This window comes from Hyalangium versicolor, from assembly GCF_020103695.1.
GTDB lineage: Bacteria > Myxococcota > Myxococcia > Myxococcales > Myxococcaceae > Hyalangium > Hyalangium versicolor.
In genome coordinates this window covers 1-21,660 of record NZ_JAHXBF010000040.1, presented here as the reverse complement: position 1 = coordinate 21,660, position 21,660 = coordinate 1, and the positions used below count along the sequence as shown (strand labels likewise).

Here is a 21,660-nt window from a genome sequence, read left to right as displayed (position 1 = left end):
AACTACAGCTCTCCCCAGAACAGGGCCAGGAGCCCGGCGCGGTTGGTGACGCCGTACTTGCGCAGGAGGTTGGTGACGTGGACCTCCACCGTGCCCTCGCTGCGGCCCAGCACCGAGGCGATCTCCTTGTTCGTCTTGCCTCGCGCCACCAGCTCCAGCACCTCGAGCTGTCGAGGCGTGAGCTGGGCCGTCTCCTTGGCGCGGCGCAGCTTGCGGGTCAGCTCGCTCTCCTCGATGGCGGGCGGCTGCTCGGTACGGGACGTGCGCGCCACCTCCAGCGCGACGGAGAACCAGGGCACCAGCTCGTTGAGCACGTCGTCCACGCTCCCCTGGCCGGGGCCGTGCGGCAGCTCCACCTCCAGGCGTCCCACGGCGCGGCCACCCACCTCGAGGGCGAAGCGGCGTTGCTCGCCCGTGCCTCGCTCTCCCGACACGCCCAACAACTGCATCTGGCCGTTGGTCCCCGTGGCCCAGAGCTCCACCCAGCCGCAGCCGAACTGGAAGCGCAGCAGCGACACCAGCGCCTCCGCGAGCGCCTCGCGATCCGGGTACTGCGTCAGCTCGCGCGCCACTGCGGGCACGTCCGCGCGGGTGGGGCGGCGTCCCGAACGAGGCTCGTCGGCGGGCAGATCCAGGTGCGTGCGGAACACGCAGACGGGGTGGCCCAGGGCGCGGCACTCGGGGTGCTCGAGCTGGGTGACGCGGCCTCCGAACAGCTCCAGCGTACGTCCCAGGTAGCCCAGCATCGTGATGCACAGGGTGCGGTTGACGACCACCCAGTCCCGGAGCTCGGCGGAGATGTCGGGCCCGTTCTGCGTCGAGCGCCACGTCCCCGTGTCATGCGAGCGGCGCCAGTACATGTTGATGTGGCGGATGGCGAAGGAGGGGCGCATCAGCCGCAGGTACCAGCGGTGCACTCCGGACAGCTCCCGGTCCGCGTCGAACCGGCCGATGTCGATCAACAGCGAGTCATCGGCCTGGAGCTGCTGGCTGATGGCGTTCATTACCCGCTCCAGCAGCTGCACCTCGTACCAGGCACCCGGATCCGCGGAGGAGATGCGCCCCCGGTCATCATCGGACAGGTGTGAGAGGACGAGCTCCCATGTGGCGTCTCCGAACCGTTCGCGGACGAAGTCGCGCCGGCTGGAGAACTTGATGCCCGGGACGAGACCCGTTGAGGATGTGGGGCGATCGGATTGAGGAAGAAGAGAATCGTCAGGACGCAATGGACACCTGCAGTGAACCCTGAAGTATCGACTCAGAGGAAGAGTCTTGTGACATGACGCAGGAAGACGCACTCCAAGTCAACACCTGCCGAGCTGAACAGTGTAGCCCATGTGCCGCCCCGAGGCTTGCTGGGAGGGCGCAAGGGATTCGATTCTTGCTTGAGCTGATGTATCAGCGGAGGCGCTGGAGATCCGCGGTGGTATCCACGTCTTCTCCGCCACCCTCCAGCATCACCTCCACCACCCGCGAGGGCTCTCGAGCGATCACCTTCCGCGCGCCCTGATCCGGCGCGATCGCTTCCAGCTCCGGGAAGAGCGAGCGTGAGAACAACGCGGGCACACCGCGTGTCCCCTCATAGCCCGAGGCGACAATGGGTTTGTTCGTGCGCTGGAAGGCCTTCACCAAGGCGCGCAGGTGGCTGGCATCCACGCGGAACTGATCGCACAGCAGCACCAGCACTGCATCCACCTCGGAGCCCGAGCCTGCCGGCTCCCGCGTGTCGAACGCGCGCAGGCCCACGCGCAGCGAGTTTCCCAGGCCCTCCTCCCAGTCCTCATTGCGCACCGTCTGCACGGGCAGTCGGTTCAGCTCCGCGGCCACCGCTTCCGCCTGGGCTCCGAGCACCGCCACCACGGGCCCGCATCCGACTTCCACCGCCGCCTCCGCCGCGCGGCGCACCAGCGTCTTGCCCTGGTGCATGAGCAGCTGCTTGGCCCGCCCCAGCCGGGAGGAACCTCCCGCGGCCAGCAGCAGCACTCCGACCTTCACGCCAGTCTCCGTGCGGCCGGGGGTGCCGAGGCGTAGATGGGAGTCTGCCGGTAGCGCAGCTTGCCCCCGTCACGGTCCGCCAGGACGGCTCGCAGCTCGGCGACGATCGAGAGCGCTACCTCCTCTGCTCCCTCCGCCCCGAGATCCAACCCCACCGGTGCGTGCAGCTTGTCCAACTGCGCGGGCGTGGGCGCGGAGGTCAGCTCTCCGATCAACCGCTCCGTGCGCGCTCGTGGACCCAGCACTCCCAGGTAGCGCAGCGGCAGAGGCAACAGCTTCGCCAACAGCTCGCGATCCTGCGGCAGGCTGTGCGTCATCACCACCGCCATGGTCCGCTCGGTGAGCGAGAGCTTTTCCTGCAGCTCGCGAGCCTTCGCGGACACCAGCGCATGGGCCCGAGGGAAGCGCCGGCGCAGCGTCTCCAGCGTCTTGTCCGCCACCACGGTGACGTGCCATCCGAGCGCCACCGCCTGCGTCACCACCGGCACCACGTCGAAACCGCCGCCGAACAGCACCAGCGGCACGGGCGGATCCACCACCTCCACCAGGATCTCCGCGCCTCCACACGGGCCGCTCCACGTCTTGCCCACCACCAGCGCCTCGTCCGCCGCCGCTCGCACCGCGTCCTTCAGCGGCCCGGAGAGGTTGCTCGCCTCCACTCCATCAGCCCGCAGCAGCAGCCGCTTCCCCACCTCGCTGTCCGGCCCCCGGTACACCGTGGCCAGCACCGCGCGCCGGGACTGCCGCCGCGCCTCCTCGACGAACGCGAGCGGATCCACCGGCCCGGGCTCGCTGCGCTCGAGTAGCACGTCCACCACGCCGTTACACCCCAGCGCGAAGGACAGCCCATCCTCATCCTCGGCGTTGTCGCCCGTGGAGTCGTAGCGCAGCAGGCGCGGCCCCGTGGCCGTCCAGAAGAAGGCCTTGCGGATGATGTCGCCCTCCAGGCAGCCGCCGCTCACACCTCCGGCCAGCCAGCCCTCCTCGCTCATCACCATTCGCGCCCCGGGCCGGCGATACGCCGAGCCCGACACCGCGACCACCGTGGCCAGTACCAGAGGCCCCTTCGTCCGAGCCCGTGCTCGGAGAATCTCGTCCAGTTCCTTCAAGTGTCACTCCCAGCCACGTGGACTCTACCGGTGCACACCCTTCGGGCATAGGCGCCCCGCCGACAAATGGCGAAAACGGAAAGTCCGCGCCTGAGTGGCCGCTGTCCAGGCCGTGGTGCGTGCACGGTGCACCGGGGCGGCGAGGTGCGCCTGGGCTGGGATTCCGGGCGCACTCGCACTCAGCGCATCAGTTCTGCCAGACAGCCTCGAAGGAGGCCGAGTCCTGCGTGGCGTTTGCTCTCTCCCATGCGGCGCTCACGCTCGCATCCGACAGGGAGCCGACGACGCATCCGCGAAGCTGTTGGCCACAACCAAGTGACATTGCTCGGGTGATGTCGGAGGAACAGGGAGCTTCCACCACCAGCAAGGACACCGCGGCGCTCCGCAATCGCTTCGAACGCGTGAAGGCGAAGCTCAAGTCCTTGATGGAAGAGGAGGGGATGTTGGAGGGGTCGTGAGGTAGTAGCAGCTCATTTGAGATCCAATATTTGGGGTTGAAATCATTGAGACGGGCAGGCAGACTCTGGGGGCAATCCCTCTCATCTTCACCGAGTGAATTCGTGTACCTTTGCGGCTGGCCCTCAAGGTGCCTGCCCGGATGTCACTCTCCACTCACTCTCGTTCTGTGTCTTCCCGCGCTGCCGCGGCGCTGTCTGCTCGCGCGCTGGCGAATGTCTCCCCCGAGCGTGCGCCGCTTGCCGTGGGCCCGCTCTCCCCCAGTACGTTCACCCCGCGCCTGGCGTACGAGGTGATCATGGCGCTGGATCTCGACGGTGACGGCTGCATCACCGCGCGAGACGCCGAGCGTGCGCGGGCCATCAACCTGCGCTTCGCGGTGGACTTCCAGCTCGGGCCCGGCATGAGCGTGGCGCTGGCGAGCCCCGAGCGGCTGGCGCACGTGGCGGATGTGCTGGCGGAGGAGATCCTCGAGGGCCGAGGGGATGTGCATGGGCTGCCGGTGGCGCGGATGCTGGAGCGCCGCACGGTGGCGCTGCGGCGGTTGCTGGACCGGGGCTGGGAGGGGTTGGTGCGCCGGGCCGACCGGTTCGAGCGGTTGGGCGAAGCGCTCGCGCAGATGCGGGTGAAGAGCCCGGATGGGAAGTGGCGCCTGTACGTGCCCGCTGAGGACAAACAGGCCCTGAAGAAGCTGCGTCCCCAGGCGGCGCGCCACGGTTGGGAGGTGGTGGCCCTGCGCGAGCCTCGAGAGCAGGCGGAGTGGCAGCGGCTGATGCGCGAGCCGGGGATGGCCTACCTGCCGAAGCCCTACATCGTCCCGGGTGGGCGCTTCATGCAGATGTTCGGCTGGGACAGCTACTTCAACGGGCGCGGCGCGCTGAGCTCGGGCCATGTGGAGCTGGTGCGCGACATGGTGGAGAACCACGTCTACGCCCTCGAGCACTACGGGAAGATTCCCAACTCGAACGTCAGCATCCACCTGTCTCGGACGCAGCCGCCGCTGTTGCCGAGGCTGGCGCTGGAGGTGCACCAGCGGCAGCCGGATCGGCGAATGTTGCAGCGGGTGGCGAAGGCGGCCATTCGCGAGCTGGAGACGGTGTTCCGCTCCGGCCCGCGCGCGACGGAGAGCGGACTGTCCCGTTACAAGGACGACGCGGAGGGTCCTGACGCGGAGGACCTGTCGGCGTTCTACGGCGAGCAGCGGCCGGACGACGTGGAGTTCCACCGGCACGATCGGGCGATCCGGGAGAGTGGTTGGGACATGTGCCACCGGTTCGGCACGGCGATCCACGACCACGAGCCGGTGTGCCTGAACTCGCTGCTGTATCAGTACGAGATGGATCTGGCGCGCATCCTGCGGCTGCTGGAGGGCGCGAACTCGCCGCGGGCGGCCCGGTACCAGAAGGCAGCGAAGGCGCGGGTGCGGACGATGCGGGCGCGCTTCTGGGACGAGGGGCGGGGGATGTTCTTCGACCACGACTTCGTCTCGGAGAAGCGTTCGCAGTACGAGTCGCTGGCTACGTTCTATCCGCTGTGGACGGGGTGGGCTTCGCGCAAGGAGGCCGCTGCGGTGGCTGCGGCGCTCCCGCGCTTCCTGCAGGCGGGTGGGGTGTCCTCGAGCAGTCGGGCCTCTCGCGAGGCGGCGGGTGGGGAGGATCTGCAGTGGGATTGGCCGTTCGGCTGGGCGCCCCACCAGATTGTCGTGGTGGAGGGGTTGCGGCGCTACGGCTTCCACGCCGAGGCGGATCAGGTGGCGTACCGGTGGCTGTCGATGGTGATGGACATCGCGGGGAAGCACAACGGCCTCATCAAGGAGAAGTACGACGTGGTGAGGTGCTCGGCGGACGTGCCGGTGGAGTACGGGAACCAGGGCGCGGATCGCGGGCCGTACATGGCGCCTCGGGCCGAGCGGACGCTGGGCTTCGCGTGGACGAACGCGTCGGTGCTCCTGCTGCTGGAGGGGCTGTCGGCTGAGCTGAGGGAGACGCTGGACGTGGGCGTGTCGGCGGAGAGGGTGCCGGGCCCGAGCGACGTCCCTGTGGGTGGCAACGAGCCGCTGCGCGCCATCAGCTGAGCGGAAGCGCCGTCATGCCCCTGGGTGGCTGCCCTGGGGCAGGTATGCCAGAGTTGGGAGGATGCTCCCCAGACTCCTGACTTCGAAGGCGCTTGCCCTCGCGGCGATGCTGCTGCTCGGGAGTGGGTGCAAGGGGAGCAAGGCCGAGGAGCCTCGGACGCCACTCTCGCAGGATGCAGGCCGTCCCGTGGCGGGCGCTCCCGATGCCGCCATCGAGGCCTGGGAGACTCCCTCCTTCGACAATCGGCTGATCGAGCTCGCCGGCGAGCTCGATATCTACAACCGGTACAGCTCGGCTGTGGTGGTCTCCGTGAAGTTCAGTGAGACAGAGCGAGGCCGATGCAGCGGTGCGATTGTCGGACGCCGCTTCGTCCTGACGGCGGGGCATTGTGTCTGTCGTCGGAGAGCAGCCGGCGCTGGGAAGACGGCCATCATGGATGCGGCCGAGTGCGCGCGGGTCGCCACCATCGAGACAGTGCTCTACATGCCGACGGAGGGCATCACGGATGCCGCTGCGTTGAGCAGGGGTGTCCACGACGGCGAAGTCCAGGTGCACCCTGAGTTCGAGCTTCGTTTCGATGAGCAGGGCCAGGTTGCCTCGAGCCATGCGGATCTCGCCTTCGTCCGCCTGGGCCGGCCCTTGACGATGGAATTCCGGCCGCTCCCTTTGGATGGGGAAGCGATCCAGCTTGGCGAGGCTATCACCGTGGTGGGCTACGGCTACGATGAAGTCGTTGATGCCTACGGCACGGATCGCCGCTTCCTCAGGAACACGGTAGCCCGAGTGCTGGATGCACACGGCGAGCGAGTCCTGGTCGAGTCACCAGGGCGGAGCCTGTACAGAAGCGACAGTGGGGGCCCCTGCGTGCGCGAGAGCGCCAAGGGTCTCTCGCTCGTGGGGATTTCCAGCAGGAATCTGGGCGAGGGATCGACCTTCACGAGCCTTCGTCCGTATCAGGACTGGCTGCGCGCTCGGATCCAGGAGTGGGACGCCGCTGCAGCGCGGAGCGACGAGCCGCGCCCGAGGTAATGTGGTGGGAGTGATACCCAAGGAGGCTGGATGCCGCGCCTGAGGACAGCACTGACGCTGACTGTCGTAGCGGTCGCGCTGCTGTGGATGGGCAGCGGGTGTGGAGGGCGTGCTGTGAGCCAGGGGATCGAGCACTTCGGAACTGGCAATGAGATCTCCGTGGTGTCGGAGAGCATCGTCGACAGCGAGAATCATTACTTCTCCACGGTGAAGATCAAGGCGACCGTCTTCAAGCCAGGAGTCGGGCACATCGACAAGGAGTGCAGCGGTGTGCTCATCGACGACCGGTTGGTGCTGACAGCAGGCCACTGCGTGTGTAGCGAGCGGAAGCCCGTTGCTCCGGAAGCGCTCGACACGACCATTGTTGACAAGCGGTCCCCGTGCGCCGAGACAGGGTACGTCCGGTTCTTCAAATACAAGTCCTCGGAACCGCTCGCGAGCGATGGCAGTGTGCCCGTCGAGGAGAGCAGGCTCTACAGGGGCAAGGTGCAGGTTCACCAGGGCATCAAGCTCGTCTACAAGGAGGTCGAGACGGAGCCCGGCAGGACGGTCAACGCGACGATCTTCAGCGAGGCAGACATCGCGACCATCTCCCTGGAGAGCCCGGTCGAAGAAAAGGTGAAGCCTGCATCGCTCGCAAGGAAGCGGGTGGGTCACAACGAGAAGGTGGTCCTGGTCGGCTATGGCCTTCCCTATCTCGGCGGAGGTATCGGGAGGGACCGCCGCTATGGCGAGAACTATGTCGTCTCCAGAAGGACCGATGACGCGGCTTTCCAGGTCGGTCGGCAGGACGTCGAGGTGGCTGGGACGTATTCGGGCGAAGTGCCGGATTCGCGGGTCAAATCAGGCTCGTACCTCACCCCGGGTGACAGCGGCGGCCCCTGCTTTCGCAAGGTCGGGGACGAAGTGCAGCTCGTAGGGGTCGCGAAATCTGTCCGTGCTGGTACGTTGACGCTCTCGGCGTACACGAGCGTCTTCAAGTACCTGGATTGGTTGAGTCAGAGGATCGAGGAATCACGAAAGGCCGCCAGCAACTAGGTCGTTCGGCTTCCCGGATGGCGAAGGAGCATTGCGATGGGCGCTTCTGCAGCTGAAACCCAGACCCACTTCCGCACCTGCAACCTCTGCGAGGCCATGTGCGGTGTTCGAATCGAGGTGGCGGATGGCCGCATCACCTCCATCCGTGGCGATGAGCAGGACCCCTTCAGCCGTGGGCACATCTGTCCCAAGGCTGTGGCGCTGAAGGATCTCCATGAAGATCCCGAGCGCCTGCGCCAGCCGATGCGGCGCACCGCCAACGGCTGGGAGCCCATCTCCTGGAAGGAGGCACTGGACGAGGCCGCACGGCGGCTCCATCAGCTCCAGAGCGAACGGGGCAAGGACGCGGTGGCCACCTACCTGGGCAACCCCACGGTCCACAACCCCGGGGCGCTGCTCTTCATGCCTCAGCTGCTGCGCACCCTCCGCACGCGCAACATGTACAGCGCGACCTCGGTGGATCAACTGCCGCACTTGCTGGCCTCGCACCTGATGTTCGGGCACCAGTTGCTGGTGCCCATCCCGGATCTGGACCGGACCCACTACCTGCTCGCGTTGGGCGCCAACCCGCTGGCCTCCAACGGGAGCATGATGACGGCGCCGGATGTGAGGGCACGGCTTCGAGCCATCCAGCAGCGTGGCGGCCGGGTGGTCGTGGTGGACCCGCGCCGGACCGAGACGGCACGCATTGCGGACGAGCACCTCTTCGTCCGACCGGGCACGGACGCGCTCTTCCTCTTCGCTCTGCTCCACCTGCTGCTGGAGCGTCCTCGTCTGGAGCGCCTCGCCTCCTTCACGGACGGACTGGAGACAGTGCGCGAGCTGGCCCGCGAGTTCACGCCCGAACGTGCCGCCGGCCCCACGGGCATCCCCGCGGAGGTCATCCGCCGCATCGCTCGAGAATTCGCCGAAGCCCCCACGGCCATCTGCTACGGGCGGGTGGGCACCTCTACGCAGGCGTTCGGCGGACTGTGCCAGTGGCTCATCAACGTCATCAACGTGGTGAGCGGCAACCTGGATCGCGAGGGTGGCGTCCTGTTCACGCGCCCGGCGTTCGATATCGTCGGAGGCCCTCGTGCGCTGGCCAGCGGCCGGGGAGGCTTCGGGCGCTGGAAGAGCCGCGTGCGAGGGCTGCCGGAGTTCGCCGGAGAGCTGCCCGTGGCGGCACTGGCTGAGGAGATCCTCACGGAGGGGCAAGGTCAGATTCGAGGCCTGCTCACCTTCGCGGGCAATCCGGTGCTCTCGACGCCCAATGGAGGACAGCTGGACAAGGCCCTGACGTCGCTGGACTTCATGGTGTCCATCGACCCGTACCTCAATGAGACGACGCGGCACGCACACCTCATCCTGCCGACGCCCTCGCCGCTGGAGCGCTCTCATTACGACATTGCCTTCCACGTGCTGGCGATCCGGAACACGGCCCGTTACGCGCCCCCGCTCTTCGAGCCTCCAGCTGGGGCGATGCACGACTGGCGGATCGCACTGGAGCTTCAGCACCGGTTGGAGGTGCTCCGCCATGGCAGCAGCGTGCGGCGCACCTTCAAGTACCAGGCGCTGAAGCGGATGGGCCCCGAGGGCATCCTCGAAGTGGGCCTGCGAGCCGGTCCCTACGGCCTGCGCGCGAAGGGGCTCCGGAAGAGCCTGAGTCTCTCGGCGCTGAAGCAGCATCCGCATGGCGTGGACCTGGGGCCGCTGAAGCCGAGCCTTCCCCAGCGGCTGGCCACCCAGGGCAAGCGCATCCAACTGGCGCCCGCGCCCTTCGTGCAGGACGTGACGCGTCTAAGCGAGGCCTTCCCCGAAGGCACGGCTCCACTATCGGGCAACGAGCTGCTGCTGATCGGCCGGCGCCATCTGCGCGACAACAACTCGTGGATGCACAATGTGCCCATGCTCATGAGCGGGAAGTCCCGGTGCACGCTGATGATGCATCCGGAGGATGCGAAGGCGCTCGGGCTGGCGGAAGGCGATGAGGCCCGTGTCACCTCACGCGTGGGAGAGGTTTCCGTCCCGGTGAACGTGACGGACGAGGTGATGCGCGGAGTGGTGAGCCTGCCGCACGGCTATGGCCACCGTCGTGAGGGCGTGCGCCTCGGCGTGGCGACAAAGCACTCGGGCGTGAGCCTCAACGATCTCACCGATGATCAGCATCTGGACGCGCTCTGTGGCAACGCCGCATTCAGCGGAGTGCCGGTCCGCATCACCCGTGTCTGACCTGGGGAGCCCTGTCGGCCGCGCAGTTTCCAAACCTGTCTGACAAGTGGACAGGTTCGCACGGACCGCGCCCGACAGGGCACTCCTGTGTCATCCGAGCAGCCCACATCAGCTCGCGCGCAGCACCCGTCCGAAACCGCGCTCCTGGCCGAGCCGCGGTGTCACGGAGCCATCCGCCACGGCCTCGCGGCCGGAGATGAGCACGGCCTTCACGGCGGCATCATTGCGGCGCACCAGCCGTACGAAGCCTCCGAAGTTCTCCATGGGAGCCTCGGTGGCCACTTCGAGCTTCTCGTCCAGTCCCTCGGGGTTCACCACTACCACGTCCGCGCGCTTGCCCTGCGCGAGCACGCCCGCGTCCAACCCGATCCACTGGCCAATCTCTCCGGTGAGCCGATGCACGGCGCGCTCGATGCTCATGAAGGGATGGCCCCGGCGCTCGGCCTCGCGCACCCTCCGCAGCAGCCGCAGCGGGAAGTTGTAGTGCGCCATGTTGCGCAGGTGCGCCCCCGCATCCGAAAAGCCCATCAGCACGTCCGGATGCTGGCAGATGAAGTCCAGCTCCTCAGGCCTGTCATTGGCCATCACCGTGAACCAGCGCAGCTTGTCCCCATACGTGGCCACCAGATCCAGGAACACGTCCACCGCGTGTCGGCCCTGCTCCTCCGCCACCTGCGCGAAGGACTTGCCCACCAGCTTCTCGTCCGGGCAGTCGAGGATCTGCGACTGATTGAAGTCCCGGTGGAAGGCCTTGGGCAACCAGCGGCTCGTCCACTGGCGGCGGAAGCGCTCGCGGTAGGCCGGATCCCTCAGCAGCTCCGCGCGCGCCGCGGCATCCTGGAGGTGCAGGGCCGCGGTGCCCGCGCCGAACTCCTCGAAGACGACCAGGTCGATGCCATCCGCCCACAGGTCGAACACCTCGGGCAGCGCCTGCCACCGGAAGTCCGCTCCCAGCAAGCGGTTGAACGTGCGCGAGAGCACGCCTATCAGCCGGTGGATGCCTCGGCTGGCCCGCGCATCCATCATCGAGATGACCGTCGTCTTCAGCGGCTTGCGGAACAGGCCCACGCTCTCCAGGAGGAACAGCAGCACGTTCACCTTGGTGCTGATGTTGGGCACGCCCTGGAAGACACGGCCGCGCTCGCGCAGCAGGCGCGTGAGACGCCGGTACTCGCTCCAGTGTGCGAAGGTGGAGGGCAGGGGCTGGCTGCGGATGTCCCGGGTGCCGCCCATCTTGTCCCACCTGAGCGTCTGGATGGACAGGCCCAGGTAGCCCAGTTCCAAGCCCTCGCGGACGAGCCCCTCCATGCGGGCCATCTCCTCGCCATTGGGACGCTCGCGGCGGTCCAGGCTCCGGTGGAGCCCCATCACGTGCGCGCGCAGCGCGGAGTGCCCGAGGAACGAAGCGACATGAGGCCCCAGCGGCAGCGAGTCCAGGTGCTCCAGGTACTCGCCCAGCGTGTTCCAGCGCTTGCGCTCCTCGAGCAGCGAGCGCACGGTGTCGTAGGGGATGGCCTCCACGCGGCAGAACATGTCCGCCAGGTCCTCGGCCGTGCCCACCGCGAGGCTCAGCGAGCAGCTCCCCATCACCACGGTGGTGACGCCGTGCCGCACCGACTCCGAGAGCGAGGGCGCCAGCTCCACCTCGGCGTCATAGTGCGTGTGGAAGTCGATGAAGCCCGGCATCACCCAGTGCCCGCGCGCGTCGATGACGCGGGTGGCCGGTGTGCGCGGTAGCGGGGCCTCGGAGAGCGCGGCGACGGTCTCTCCCTGGATGCCGACGTGACACGGGCGTGGCGGGCCTCCGAGCCCGTCGAAGACGAGGCCATTCTCGATGATGAGATCCATGCGAGCTCCTCCTGTCTTGATGCCGAGGCCCCGCAGTAGAGGGCGGGTCGACGGCAAAGCCAAGAGGGGCATTGGCCCGGGAGGCTCGTCCTTGACGGAATGAGCCTCCCCGCCACTTTCGGGCTGGACGCGCGTCAGAAGCGCCCGCAGCCCTCTTCACCCAGCGCCAGGGTCGTGATCCGAGGAGGCCAATCTCCACACTCCTCGCCGACCACCAGGGTCGTGAGGCCGCCGCCCTCCTCGCCTAGTGCCAGGGTGGTCAGCCCCTTCCCACCCTGGACCTGCTCCAGGGTCTTCGTGGGCAGCTCATATTGGATGAAGGACTTCCGCGTACCTTGCTTGCTCATGGGGGTCTCCTCGGACAGGAAAGGGGTCAACCTGTCCTCGGAGACTGAGGTGGCCCTCAGGGCTTGTGACGGGAGCAGCCGCGAGGCGATACCTCGGCGGTGCAGGTCAGCGATTGGTGCCCCGGCCTGTCTCGATAGACTCCATCCACTGGCGCAGCTCCACCGGGTCCGTGGGTAGATCATCCGACCAGTACCGCACGCTGCCGTCCCAGCTCACGGAGGCCATGTGCTGGTCGTCCAGGAATGCCACGCCGGTGACACGCGCGGCGTGACCTCTCATCACTCGGCTCTCGTTGGTCTCCAGGTCGAACAGCCGCACCGTCCGATCGAGGCTCGCGCTGACCACCCGGCGGCCATCCGGCGAGAGCGCGAAGTCGGAGATGTCTCCCTGGTGGCCCTTGAGCACCCCGTGAGCCTCCGCCGTCCACCCATCCCAGAGCCGCAGGGTGCTGTCCTTCTCGCTGGAGCTGATCAGCAGCTTCCCGTCCGCGGACATGACGACCTTGCGGACGCCATTGCCACTGGCATCCGCGCGCTTGCTCTGGCCTGTGTCCAAATCCCAGATGCGAACGGTGTGGTCCATGCTCCCGCTGATCAGCCGCCTGCCATCCGGAGAGAAGAGCAGGCTGCGCACGGCGTCCTCGTGGCCTCGCAGCTCCTCGACGCTGCCTTCCCCGAGACGCCAGAGCCGGAGCTTCCCCGCCTTGCTCCCGGAGGCGAGCTTCTGGCCGTCCGGCGAGAAGGCGAGCGCGAGCACCGGCTCCTCATGGAGGCCGAGAGCGCGCCCCTTGCCGGAGCCGACCTCCCACAGACGCACTTCACCAGAGGCATCCGCCGTGGCCAACCTCTGGCCATCGCGGCTGAAGGTCAGGGCCGTGGTGGGGTTGGCATGGCCCTCGAGCTTGTGCACGAGCTTGCCGGTGGTGGCATCCCACAGGCGCACCAGGCCGTCCTTGCCGCCCGTCGCCAGCCAGCGGGCATCCGGTGAGAACTGGAGGGTGATGGGCTCGTTGAGGTGAGGTGCCTCCAGGGTGACGCTGGCCTCGGTGGACACGTTGATCAACTGGAGGAAGTCGCCTCCGGCGGCGGCGACCTGCTGGCCTCCCGGAGCCACCGCCATGGCACTGAGGAACACGAGGCTCTTGGCCAGGAGCCGGTTGGCCTCGGGCCTCACGCTGAACAGGCGCGTCGTCCCGTCATAGCTGCCCACGGCGAGCCACTTGCCGTCCGGCGAGAAGTCGAGCGGATAGACGGCTCCCTGGTGGCCTCGGAGGACGCGGCTGTGGCCGGTGGTCAGGTCCCACAGCTGCGCGGTGCGGTCATCGCTGCTGGTGGCCAGCAGGTGTCCGTCCCGGAAGAAGAGGATCTCGTTGACGCGCCCCTCATGCGTCCCCAGCAGCTCGCTCTTGCCGGTGTTCAGGTTCCACAGCCGCACCTGGCCCTCCGCGTTGCCGGTGGCCAGCTGCATCCCGTCCGGCGAGAAGGCCAAGTACGAGAGGGAGCCGAGCTGCTCGCCGAGGATCTGCTCCTGGCCGGTGCGGGGATCCCAGAGGCGCAGGGTCTGGTTCATGCTGCCGGTGGCGACCTTGTCTCCTCGGGGAGAGAACGCGAGCGTCACCACCGTGCTGCCGTGCTCCAGGGTGCGCGAGGTGCCCTGCTCCAAATCCCAGAGCTGCGCGCGAGGGCCCTCCAACGGCTTGACGATCACATAGCGCCCGTTGGGGGACATCTCCATCATGTTGAGGTTGCCCAGCCCGGTCTTGAACATCTTCTCGAGCGCGCCGGTGGCCACGTTCCACACCCGCAGCATGTCATCGCCCCGATTGGTGGACACCATGCGGAGCCCATCCGGGGTGAAGGCGATGGAGTCCGCGGGCCCCGGGTGCGTGGCGAGGATGCGGCCCTCGCCGGTCTCCAGGTTCCACAGGCGCACGGTGCGGTCCTTGCTCGTGGTGGCCACGTGCTTGCCGTCCGGGGTGAGCGCCATGTGCCACACTTCATCGGTGTGGCCGGTGAGCACGCGGGCCTCATCGCGCTCCATGTTCCAGACGCGCACCGTGTGGTCGTCGCTGCAGGTGATGAGGAACCGGCCATCGTGGGAGAAGACCAGGTCGGTGACGATCTCCTTGTGGCCGCGCAGGATGGTGGCGAAGCCGCGCGCCCGCGCGTCCGCCGCGATGGTGCGGACCGCTGACCATTGGTTGAAGCCGGGAGACAGCTTGCCGAGCCACGTGAGCGTTTCGTTCGGATCCCGCTCCATGGCGGTGCGGGCGTGCAGCAGCGTGAGCTCGTCCGCGCGCTGCAGCGTCTGCAATTGGGCGGCCTCGGCACGGTCTCGCTCGGCCATGACGCGCAGCACGCCCGCGGTGCCCATGACGGCCAGGATCAGCAGGGCCACCGCCGTCACCGACACGACGGCCCGGTAGCGCCGCACCCAGCGCCAGAAGCGCTCTCCCAGCGAGTACGCGTGCGCACCGACGATCTGCCCTGTCTGGAAGCGCCGCAGGTCCTCCGCCAACTCGCGCGCGGTGGCATAGCGCTCGGCCGGATCTCTCGCCATGGCCTTGGCCACGATGGCCAGCAGATCCGCGGGGATGCCCTTCTGTCGCTGGTTGAGCGCCAGGGGCGGGCCTCGCACCACTTGATCAATCACCTGCGCGGATGAGCCGCTGTCATAGGGCCGGGTGCCCGCCAGCAGGTGGTAGAGGATGGCGCCCAGGGCGTACACATCGGCGCGCTCGTCCACGGGACGGCCCGCGGCCTGCTCGGGCGGCATGTACGCCGGCGTGCCCACCACCATGCCCAACTGGGTGAGCGAGGGATCCGCGCCCTTCGGCGTCACGGGCAGGGTGGCCTCGTCGCTGGTGTCCTGGGTGAGATCCTTGGCTAGGCCCCAGTCGATGACGACCGTCTCGCCGAAGGCGCCCACCAGCACGTTCGCGGGCTTGAGGTCACGGTGGATGATGCGCTCGGTGTGGGAGTAGGCGATGGCCTCGGCCACCGCGAGCACGTGGGGCAGCAGCGCGAGCCGCTCCTGCAGCGTCCGCTTCTCGGAGATGACGTCCGCCAGGGAGCGGCCCTTGACGAACTTCATCGCGAAGAAGGGCTCGCCCGTGGCCCAGCGCCCTGCCTCGTAGACGGGGACGATGGAGGGGTGCTGCAGCCGCGCGGTGATGAGCGCCTCGGCGACGAAGCGCGCCTCCACTTCACCGCCCCGGGTGATCAGCTCCTTGATTGCCACCGGGCGGCCCAGGTGCCGATCCCGTGCCTGGAGGATGCGGCCGATGGCGCCATGGGCGAACTCACCCGAGATGTCGTAGCGATCCAGCTGCACCAGCGGGAGCGCCTGGGCAGCAGCCTGGGACGTGGCGGTGCGGCCGGGCAGCGTCGAGTCGAGCCCGGAGCCCGAGCCGCTCTTCCGAGCGGCGGGTATGTCCCATGTTGGATCGTCTTTGCTCATCAGCTGAGGCCCCGTAGCTTCCTCCAAGACGGGATCCATCGCCACTCGGGCATGCAGTACCGGGGCCAGGGGCTTTTTCCGGAAAAACACGGGCTCGGGAAGAGCGCTGCTCGCTGGGATGCTCTCCGAGCGGCTCAGTGCAGGCCGCAGAGCTCCTCGCTGATCTCCCAGAGCCGCTTTCGCGCGCTCACGTCGAACGCCTGAGGGGCCGGGCGCACTTCGCGTCCGCGGGCGAAGTAACGGCCCGTGATGCCCGCGACTTCGGGCGAGAGGGCCAGGAACACGGAGGTCTCCGAGGCCTCTTCCACCGAGTCGCTGCCGCTCATGCCGAGGCCCTCGTTCAGCAGCTTCGTGTTCACCACGCCTGGGTGCAGGCAGTTGGCGGTGAGCTGCTCGGGAGGCACGCGCTCGGCGAGCTCGAAGGTGAAGAGGATGTTGGCCAGCTTCGCCTGGGCATAGGCCGCGTAGCCCTGGAAGCCGCGGGCGATCTGGAGATCCTCGAAGCGCATCCGGCCCCGGGAGTGCGCGATGGAGCTGACGTTCACCACGCGCACGTGAGGCCCCGACAGAGGGCCCTTTCGAAGCAGGTGCGTGAGGAGGAAGGGCGCCAGGTGGTTGACCTGGAATGTCGTCTCCAGCCCGTCCTCGGTGAGCACGCGCTCGTTCATGAAGACGCCTGCGTTGTTCAGCAGCACGTCCAACCGGGGGAAGCGCCCGGCGAGCTCCTCCGCGCCCTGACGCACGCTCCGCAGCGAGGCCAGGTCGAACGCCACGCCCTCCACGCTGGCTCCGGCCGTGTCGAGCGTGCGCCGGGCATCGTCCACCTTTGCCGCGCTGCGGCCATGCACGATGACGCGCGCGCCCTGCCGGGTCAGTTCGAGCGCTGTCTGGAGGCCAATCCCTGACGTCGCACCGGTGACGAGAATGATGGGTCCATCCGCCATGGGACCAACCCTACCCCACACGTCACCTGTCTTCCCAGTACACGAGCGGACAGCGGGGGGAGAGGGAGGCGGTGGCAGGCCCTACAGGGCGCGGAGCACCCCGGACAGGGCGATGCAAAGCACCCAGAGCGCGCTGCTGCCGAGCACTCCCAGCACGAGCAGACCCGTGCTCTTGCGCGAGTCCGGCGGGACGGAGTGGGCGCGGAGCACGACGGTGTGGCTCCACTGGTCTCCCATGCGCTGGCTCATGAGCGAGCCGGACATGGCCCGGTACGCGGGCACGCCGAGCGCATCGACACAGAGGGCCAGGTTGCGCACGAGGGCGCCCTTGAAGGTGGAGGGCGTCAGGTCCTCGGAGGTGACGCGCAGGCGGAGGATGCACTTGCCGAGCGTGGCGCCGCCCACCGCCTCGGCGGTGACGCAATAGAGCAGGCCACCGAGCAGGCTCCACGCCACCCCGGCGGGGGTGAGCATCCGCGTGGCGGCCCCCCAGTCTCCGTGCACGCTGCCGCGGGACGCGAGCGCGTGAAGGAGCAGTGAGCCGAGCTCCGACCCGAGAGCGATGAGCAGGAGTCCGAAGATCAGGTCGATGAGACGAGCCACGAGCCGCAGGCCGAAGCCGGCCGCGCTGTTGCTCGCCACCTCCACCACCATCGAGGGCGACAGTTCCATGGGACTCCCGGGAGAGCGCCCTCAGCGTACACGCTCCGGCTGTCCGGGAGCAGGGCCGGGAGACCTACATCTACCGGTAGGGGTAGAGCCACTCGAGGCCGCGCCACACGTCGTCGCGCCACGCTGGATAGTTGTGGCCTCCCGAGTACTCCCGGTACTCCACGCGGTGTCCGGCCTCCTCGAGGACGGGGTGCATGCGCCGGTTGCCCTCGAGCAGGCGTTCGAAGGAGCCGCAGTCCATCCACACGGAGAGCTTGCGGCGCGGGGGGACTCGGGCGAGGTCGAACACCACGAAGTCGTGGTTGGAGAGGACGAAGTCGTCCTGGCGGATGGCGAACGCGCCGGACTGGCTGAGCACGCGGCCGAAGAACTCGGGCATGCGCAGGGCGGTGTAGAGGGCCATCAGCCCGCCGAGGGAGGAGCCGAGGATGCCGTGGACCCCTGGGTTGCGGCGCTCGTCGACGAGGTTGAGCTTCTGCCTGGCGAGGGGAATCACCCGGTACTGGAGGAGGCCCACCGTGGCCTCGTTGCACGCGTACTCGAGGGTGCGGGCCGGGCCGCCATTGGGGACGAGGGCCAGCGCGATGGGGCGGATGCGGCGCTCTCGGATGAGGTTGTCCACCACAGTGGTGAGGCTGGCGCGGCGCAGGTAGTCGGAGCCGTCGAGCACGACGACCAGCGGATAGGGGCCGGGATCGTTCGGCTCATAGAGGAGGATCTCCCGGGAGTCTCCGCTGGCCAGCTCCGAAGTTTCGATGGTGTGGCGGGTGACGCGGCCTCGTGGGGCGCCGCGCTGCCGCTTGGCGAGCGGGGTGGGCGAGTGCTCCGGCATGGAGAAGGAGTGGTTGAAGGCTCCGATGCCGTTGTCGACGAGGTGCTCGTTGAGGGGATCCTTCACCCGGCGGCCCTGGGCGTCGAAGAGGGAGTACTCCACGTAGGCATCGCGAGGGAGCGTGAGCGTGCGGGTCCACAGGCGCGGGCCCACCTGCTCCAGCGAGAGGGATTGGCCGGCCCAGTCCTGGAAGTCTCCATGGACGAGGACGGGCTTGCGTCCGCGCCACACGAAGGTGGCGGTGTCTCCCTCAATGACTGGCGAGCCCTCTTCGAGGGCGCGCGCTTCCAGCGTCTCGGTATCCATGCAGGCGGGAGGATAGACGGTTGCCGCCCGCGCTGGGGGCCTTGTCGAGACTTGTGTCGAGGGACGGTGTCACTTGGGCGGGAGGGAGGTGTTCCACGTGGGGGGAGCGCTTCATGGAGAACGTTGCCCTTTTGACTTCCCAGGAGACTTCGCATGTTGAGAGCCTTCGTGGCCGCTTTGGCCGTGGCGTCCCTGATGTTTGCCGGGTGCTCGGATGAAGAGGCTCCCTCGAACGAGCAGCCCCGCTCCACGGAGCCGGTGGACCAGTGGTTCACCGCGAGCGACGGGGTGAAGCTGCACTATCTGGAGATCGCGGGAGAGGGCACGCCTGTGATTCTCTTGCACGGCTACATGGGAACGGCGAGCGGGGCGTGGGTGGCTCCGGGCTTCTCGAAGGTGCTGGCGGAGCGGCACCGGGTCATCATGCTCGACCAGCGGGGGCACGGTGAGAGCGACAAGCCGCACGAGGCCTCGGCGTACGGTGAGCGCATGGTCACCGATGTCATCGAGCTGATGGACGGGTTGAAGATCAGCAAGGCGCATATCGGCGGTTACTCCATGGGAGGTTCAATGGTGCGCGTGCTGATGGAGCGGGTGCCGGAGCGATTCATCACGGCGAGCATTGGCGGAGCGGGGGTGGAGGAACTCGACGAAGGGCTCAAGGCGGAGGCGGAGGCGCGAGATCCGAAGGGGACGGATCCGGAGGAGGCGGAGTTGCTGAAGCTCATCGAGGAGTCCCAGGCGAACATGCCGGAGCCGGATCTCGTCGCGCTCGGTGCCGTGGGACAGGCCTGGGGAACGTGGTGGCCTCAGCCGATCGATCTGACGGCAATTGGCTTCCCGGTGCAGGCGGTGAACGGAGAGTTCGACAACCCGTATTCGAGGACGACGCGGATGACGCGCGAGCTGCGGCAGTTCGAGAACGTTATCGTGCCGGGCCGCACGCACCTGACGACCATCATCGACCCGCTCTATCTCAACAGCCTCGTGACGTTCATCGACACGCACGAGCCCCAGTGACGGGGCACGGCTGCATGGCGAAGCGCTGAGGGTTCATTGATGGGGGCCGAAGCCCAGATTGTCCTGGGTCATCCACCGGCCCACGAGCGCATCGCGAGGGTACCCGGCCAGACCGAGGACACAGGCGGACCGGTAGCTGTGCCACGCCCAGAATTTGAAGAAGCCGCCGACGAAGAAAGCTCCTGGGATGGCGGGCACGAGCCACCAGGACAGGCCGATGAGGGCAATCGCGGCGAGCGCCAGCACGGGGCCAGAAGCCACGGCGACGAGGTGGAGGCGCTTGCGGGCGGTGATCACGGCCTTGAGGGTCTCCATCGCCTCTTCCGCGGTCATCGCCCTGACGCGTTCTGGGGAAACGAAGAGCCATGCCATGGGGTTGACCCCTCCGCTTGCTTCCAGATTATCGGAGGGCTCGTGGGGAGGCTCAAGGCTCTTCGCCTTCTCTGTGTACCCTCGTGCTACCGCAAATGTTTTCGCTTGCCCTTGATCATCTGACCGCCAAGCTCTGCGCACTTCTCAGTCCCCATGAGCGGGATGAGGTGAGAGGCAAGCCTGGGGTGCATCTCCGTTCGTTCGCTCTCGGCCGCCGTCGTGAGGTCCAGGCAGGGAGGACCATCCGAGCCCAGCCCAAAGAGTTCGAAGGATTCTAGTAACCGTTCACAGGTTGGAAGCAGGTTGAGGGGGAAGCAGGCAGAACCCAAGCCGACATGATAGGTAGGGAGCGGAGTGTTCTACCTACAGAGTGAGCCCATCCGAATCCATACCGGCCCAGGTGGTCCAACTGCAGGTGCTGCTGGGGGCAGCGCTGGAGAGAATCCGGCAGTTGGAGCAAGAGAACGCGCGTCTGAGAGAGCGGTTGGGGCAGAACTCGACCAACTCCTCGAGGCCGCCGTCCAGCGATGCGCCCGGGACAGGACGCGCCAAGAAGAAGAAGCGCCGCGGGCGACGCCCCGGAGGGCAGCCAGGACATGCCAAGCACGAACGAGCCCTGGTGCCGCAGGAGAGCGTCGATGAGGTGGTGGAGTTGCTGCCCGAGCAATGCCAGCAGTGCCAAGGCAAGCTGAAGGGCAAGGACCCTGAGCCCCAGAGGCATCAGGTGGTGGAACTGGAGCCTGTGAAGGCACGGGTGACGGAGTACCAGAGCCACCAATTGAAGTGCCAGCGGTGCGGCAGCCTGACGCGAGCCGAGGTACCGGTCGAGGTGCGCAGCGCATTCGGGGAGCGGCTGGGTGCGAGCATGAGCCTGCTGGTAGGTAAGTACCGTCTGTCCAAGCGGCTGGTGTGCGAAGTGCTCTCGGACGTGGGGGGCGTGAGGCTGTCGGTGGGGAGCGTGTCGAACCTGGAGCAGCAAATGAGCGCGGCCCTCCGTGCGCCCGTACAGCAGGCGCGGGCGTATGTGCGCAATGCCAGGGTGGTTCACGCCGACGAGACGGGGTGGACCCAGGGAGTGAAGGCAGGGCGAGCGGCGCGTGCCTGGCTGTGGGTGGTGGCCAGTACCCTGGTGGTGGTGTTCCAGATTGCACTGAGCCGTGGGCGTCAGGTCATCCAGCAACTGCTGGGCACCGACTTTGTGGGCTGGCTCATCACCGACAGGTGGAGCGCCTACGACTGGTATGACTCGGGGCTGCGCCAGGTGTGTTGGTCGCACCTGACGCGAGACTTCCAAGGCTTCATTGACAGAGGAGGCCCCAGCGGGCGCATCGGCCGTCAGTTGATGAGCCAGCGCAACCGCATGTTCCAGTGGTGGCACCGTGTGCGCGACGGCACGCTGACGCGCCAGGAATTTCAGAAGCGGATGCTCCCAGTCGAGCGGACAGTGGGCACCCTGCTGCGGCAGGCGCTCGGGTGCGGGCAGAAGAAGACGGAGGGGGTCGCCCGGCGAATCCTTCGGCTTGAGAAGTGTCTGTGGGTGTTCGTGGACGTGCCGGGCGTGGAGCCGACCAACAACTCCGGCGAGCGCGCCATCCGCCAGGGCGTCATCTATCGCAAGCTCTCGTTCGGTACGAGAAGCGAGCGCGGCAGCCGGTTCGTCGAGCGCATCCTCACGGTGGTGACGACTCTCAAGCAGCAGAGGCGCAATCCGCTGGAGTTCCTCACACAAGCGCTGTGGACCTACCGCCGCGGCTTGCCTCCGCCCTCGCTTCTGCCTACCTCCGATCTTGCTCAGGCGGCTGTCGCGGCCTGAGCCGGTGAACGGTTAGTGCGCCGGGATAAACCGGCATGGAGTTGCGAATGAAAGAGTCGTACATCGAAGGGCTAGCAACCCACGATGGCCCCGAGTCATGCGCCGACACTCGTGAGGGTGCAGGTGAAGCGTT

At 67.6% G+C, this 21,660-nt stretch carries 17 protein-coding genes; 7 read left to right on the top strand and 10 right to left on the bottom strand.

Going from position 1 to position 21,660, the window contains the following annotated elements:
- Positions 1-2: 2 nt before the first annotated feature.
- The 3 genes from KY501_RS47745 to KY501_RS47735 form a co-directional block, all read right to left on the bottom strand.
- Positions 3-1,226, bottom strand: a complete 1,224-nt coding sequence (locus tag KY501_RS47745) for a LuxR C-terminal-related transcriptional regulator (RefSeq protein ID WP_224371919.1) — start codon at positions 1,224-1,226, stop codon at positions 3-5.
- Between the two features lie 172 nt (positions 1,227-1,398).
- Positions 1,399-1,995 (bottom strand): nucleotidyltransferase family protein, encoded by a 597-nt coding sequence (locus KY501_RS47740; protein WP_224371917.1) that lies wholly within the window; start codon positions 1,993-1,995, stop codon positions 1,399-1,401.
- On the bottom strand, positions 1,992-3,104 hold the full coding sequence (locus tag KY501_RS47735) for an XdhC family protein (protein WP_224371915.1): 1,113 nt from the start codon (positions 3,102-3,104) through the stop codon (positions 1,992-1,994). The genes KY501_RS47740 and KY501_RS47735 overlap by 4 nt, the downstream gene beginning before the upstream one ends.
- Positions 3,105-3,436: 332 nt before the next feature.
- Here KY501_RS47735 and KY501_RS53520 point away from each other — a divergent pair, with 332 nt between their 5' ends.
- From KY501_RS53520 to KY501_RS47715, 5 genes are all read left to right on the top strand, one after another.
- Positions 3,437-3,562 carry a hypothetical protein gene (locus tag KY501_RS53520; protein WP_255637436.1) on the top strand — a complete coding sequence of 42 codons (126 nt, stop codon included), beginning with the start codon at positions 3,437-3,439 and terminating at the stop codon, positions 3,560-3,562.
- A 140-nt stretch (positions 3,563-3,702) separates the two neighbouring features.
- Positions 3,703-5,634: a trehalase family glycosidase gene (locus tag KY501_RS47730; RefSeq protein WP_224371913.1), complete on the top strand. Its 1,932-nt coding sequence runs from the start codon at positions 3,703-3,705 to the stop codon at positions 5,632-5,634.
- 61 nt (positions 5,635-5,695) lie between these two features.
- Entirely contained in the window at positions 5,696-6,664 is a 969-nt protein-coding gene (locus tag KY501_RS47725; RefSeq protein ID WP_224371911.1) for a trypsin-like serine protease, read from the top strand.
- A gap of 30 nt (positions 6,665-6,694) precedes the next feature.
- Entirely contained in the window at positions 6,695-7,702 is a 1,008-nt protein-coding gene (locus tag KY501_RS47720; RefSeq protein ID WP_224371909.1) for a trypsin-like serine protease, read from the top strand.
- A 36-nt stretch (positions 7,703-7,738) separates the two neighbouring features.
- Positions 7,739-9,913 carry a molybdopterin oxidoreductase family protein gene (locus KY501_RS47715; protein ID WP_224371907.1) on the top strand — a complete coding sequence of 725 codons (2,175 nt, stop codon included), beginning with the start codon at positions 7,739-7,741 and terminating at the stop codon, positions 9,911-9,913.
- A 108-nt stretch (positions 9,914-10,021) separates the two neighbouring features.
- Here KY501_RS47715 and KY501_RS47710 read toward each other — a convergent pair whose 3' ends face one another.
- From KY501_RS47710 to KY501_RS47685, 6 genes are all read right to left on the bottom strand, one after another.
- Positions 10,022-11,761, bottom strand: a complete 1,740-nt coding sequence (locus KY501_RS47710; protein WP_224371905.1) for an N-acyl-D-amino-acid deacylase family protein — start codon at positions 11,759-11,761, stop codon at positions 10,022-10,024.
- 134 nt (positions 11,762-11,895) lie between these two features.
- Positions 11,896-12,108: a hypothetical protein gene (locus KY501_RS47705; protein ID WP_224371903.1), complete on the bottom strand. Its 213-nt coding sequence runs from the start codon at positions 12,106-12,108 to the stop codon at positions 11,896-11,898.
- A 106-nt stretch (positions 12,109-12,214) separates the two neighbouring features.
- The gene (locus KY501_RS47700) at positions 12,215-15,568 is read right to left on the bottom strand and encodes a protein kinase domain-containing protein (protein ID WP_224371901.1); all 3,354 of its coding nucleotides are present in this window, start codon (positions 15,566-15,568) and stop codon (positions 12,215-12,217) included.
- 134 nt (positions 15,569-15,702) lie between these two features.
- A complete protein-coding gene (locus KY501_RS47695) occupies positions 15,703-16,512 on the bottom strand; it encodes an SDR family oxidoreductase (RefSeq protein ID WP_224371899.1) in 810 nt (269 codons plus the stop codon).
- Positions 16,513-16,593: 81 nt separating this feature from the next.
- On the bottom strand, positions 16,594-17,184 hold the full coding sequence (locus tag KY501_RS47690) for an RDD family protein (protein WP_224371897.1): 591 nt from the start codon (positions 17,182-17,184) through the stop codon (positions 16,594-16,596).
- 70 nt (positions 17,185-17,254) lie between these two features.
- Entirely contained in the window at positions 17,255-18,322 is a 1,068-nt protein-coding gene (locus KY501_RS47685; RefSeq protein ID WP_224371895.1) for an alpha/beta hydrolase, read from the bottom strand.
- 153 nt (positions 18,323-18,475) lie between these two features.
- On the opposite strand from KY501_RS47685, the gene KY501_RS47680 reads away from it, so the two are divergent.
- The gene (locus KY501_RS47680) at positions 18,476-19,342 is read left to right on the top strand and encodes an alpha/beta fold hydrolase (RefSeq protein ID WP_224371893.1); all 867 of its coding nucleotides are present in this window, start codon (positions 18,476-18,478) and stop codon (positions 19,340-19,342) included.
- 33 nt (positions 19,343-19,375) lie between these two features.
- Here the strand turns inward: KY501_RS47680 and KY501_RS47675 are convergent, their stop codons facing one another.
- On the bottom strand, positions 19,376-19,714 hold the full coding sequence (locus KY501_RS47675; protein ID WP_224371891.1) for a hypothetical protein: 339 nt from the start codon (positions 19,712-19,714) through the stop codon (positions 19,376-19,378).
- 370 nt (positions 19,715-20,084) lie between these two features.
- Between KY501_RS47675 and tnpC the strand changes: the two genes are divergently transcribed.
- On the top strand, positions 20,085-21,527 hold the full coding sequence (tnpC, locus tag KY501_RS47670) for an IS66 family transposase (protein WP_224371889.1): 1,443 nt from the start codon (positions 20,085-20,087) through the stop codon (positions 21,525-21,527).
- The last annotated feature ends 133 nt before the right edge of the window (positions 21,528-21,660 follow it).

Bases quoted from the DNA above. Each gene is read 5' to 3' on its own strand.
- KY501_RS47725 (WP_224371911.1), top strand. From the start codon at position 5,696: ATGCTCCCCAGACTCCTGACTTCGAAGGCGCTTGCCCTCGCGGCGATG.
- KY501_RS47715 (WP_224371907.1), top strand. From the start codon at position 7,739: ATGGGCGCTTCTGCAGCTGAAACCCAGACCCACTTCCGCACCTGCAAC.
- KY501_RS47720 (WP_224371909.1), top strand. From the start codon at position 6,695: ATGCCGCGCCTGAGGACAGCACTGACGCTGACTGTCGTAGCGGTCGCG.
- KY501_RS47700 (WP_224371901.1), bottom strand. From the start codon at position 15,568: ATGAGCAAAGACGATCCAACATGGGACATACCCGCCGCTCGGAAGAGC.
- KY501_RS47695 (WP_224371899.1), bottom strand. From the start codon at position 16,512: ATGGCGGATGGACCCATCATTCTCGTCACCGGTGCGACGTCAGGGATT.
- KY501_RS47690 (WP_224371897.1), bottom strand. From the start codon at position 17,184: ATGGAACTGTCGCCCTCGATGGTGGTGGAGGTGGCGAGCAACAGCGCG.
- KY501_RS47680 (WP_224371893.1), top strand. From the start codon at position 18,476: ATGTTGAGAGCCTTCGTGGCCGCTTTGGCCGTGGCGTCCCTGATGTTT.
- KY501_RS47675 (WP_224371891.1), bottom strand. From the start codon at position 19,714: ATGGCATGGCTCTTCGTTTCCCCAGAACGCGTCAGGGCGATGACCGCG.
- KY501_RS47730 (WP_224371913.1), top strand. From the start codon at position 3,703: ATGTCACTCTCCACTCACTCTCGTTCTGTGTCTTCCCGCGCTGCCGCG.
- KY501_RS47705 (WP_224371903.1), bottom strand. From the start codon at position 12,108: ATGAGCAAGCAAGGTACGCGGAAGTCCTTCATCCAATATGAGCTGCCC.
- KY501_RS47685 (WP_224371895.1), bottom strand. From the start codon at position 18,322: ATGGATACCGAGACGCTGGAAGCGCGCGCCCTCGAAGAGGGCTCGCCA.
- KY501_RS47710 (WP_224371905.1), bottom strand. From the start codon at position 11,761: ATGGATCTCATCATCGAGAATGGCCTCGTCTTCGACGGGCTCGGAGGC.
- KY501_RS53520 (WP_255637436.1), top strand. From the start codon at position 3,437: ATGTCGGAGGAACAGGGAGCTTCCACCACCAGCAAGGACACCGCGGCG.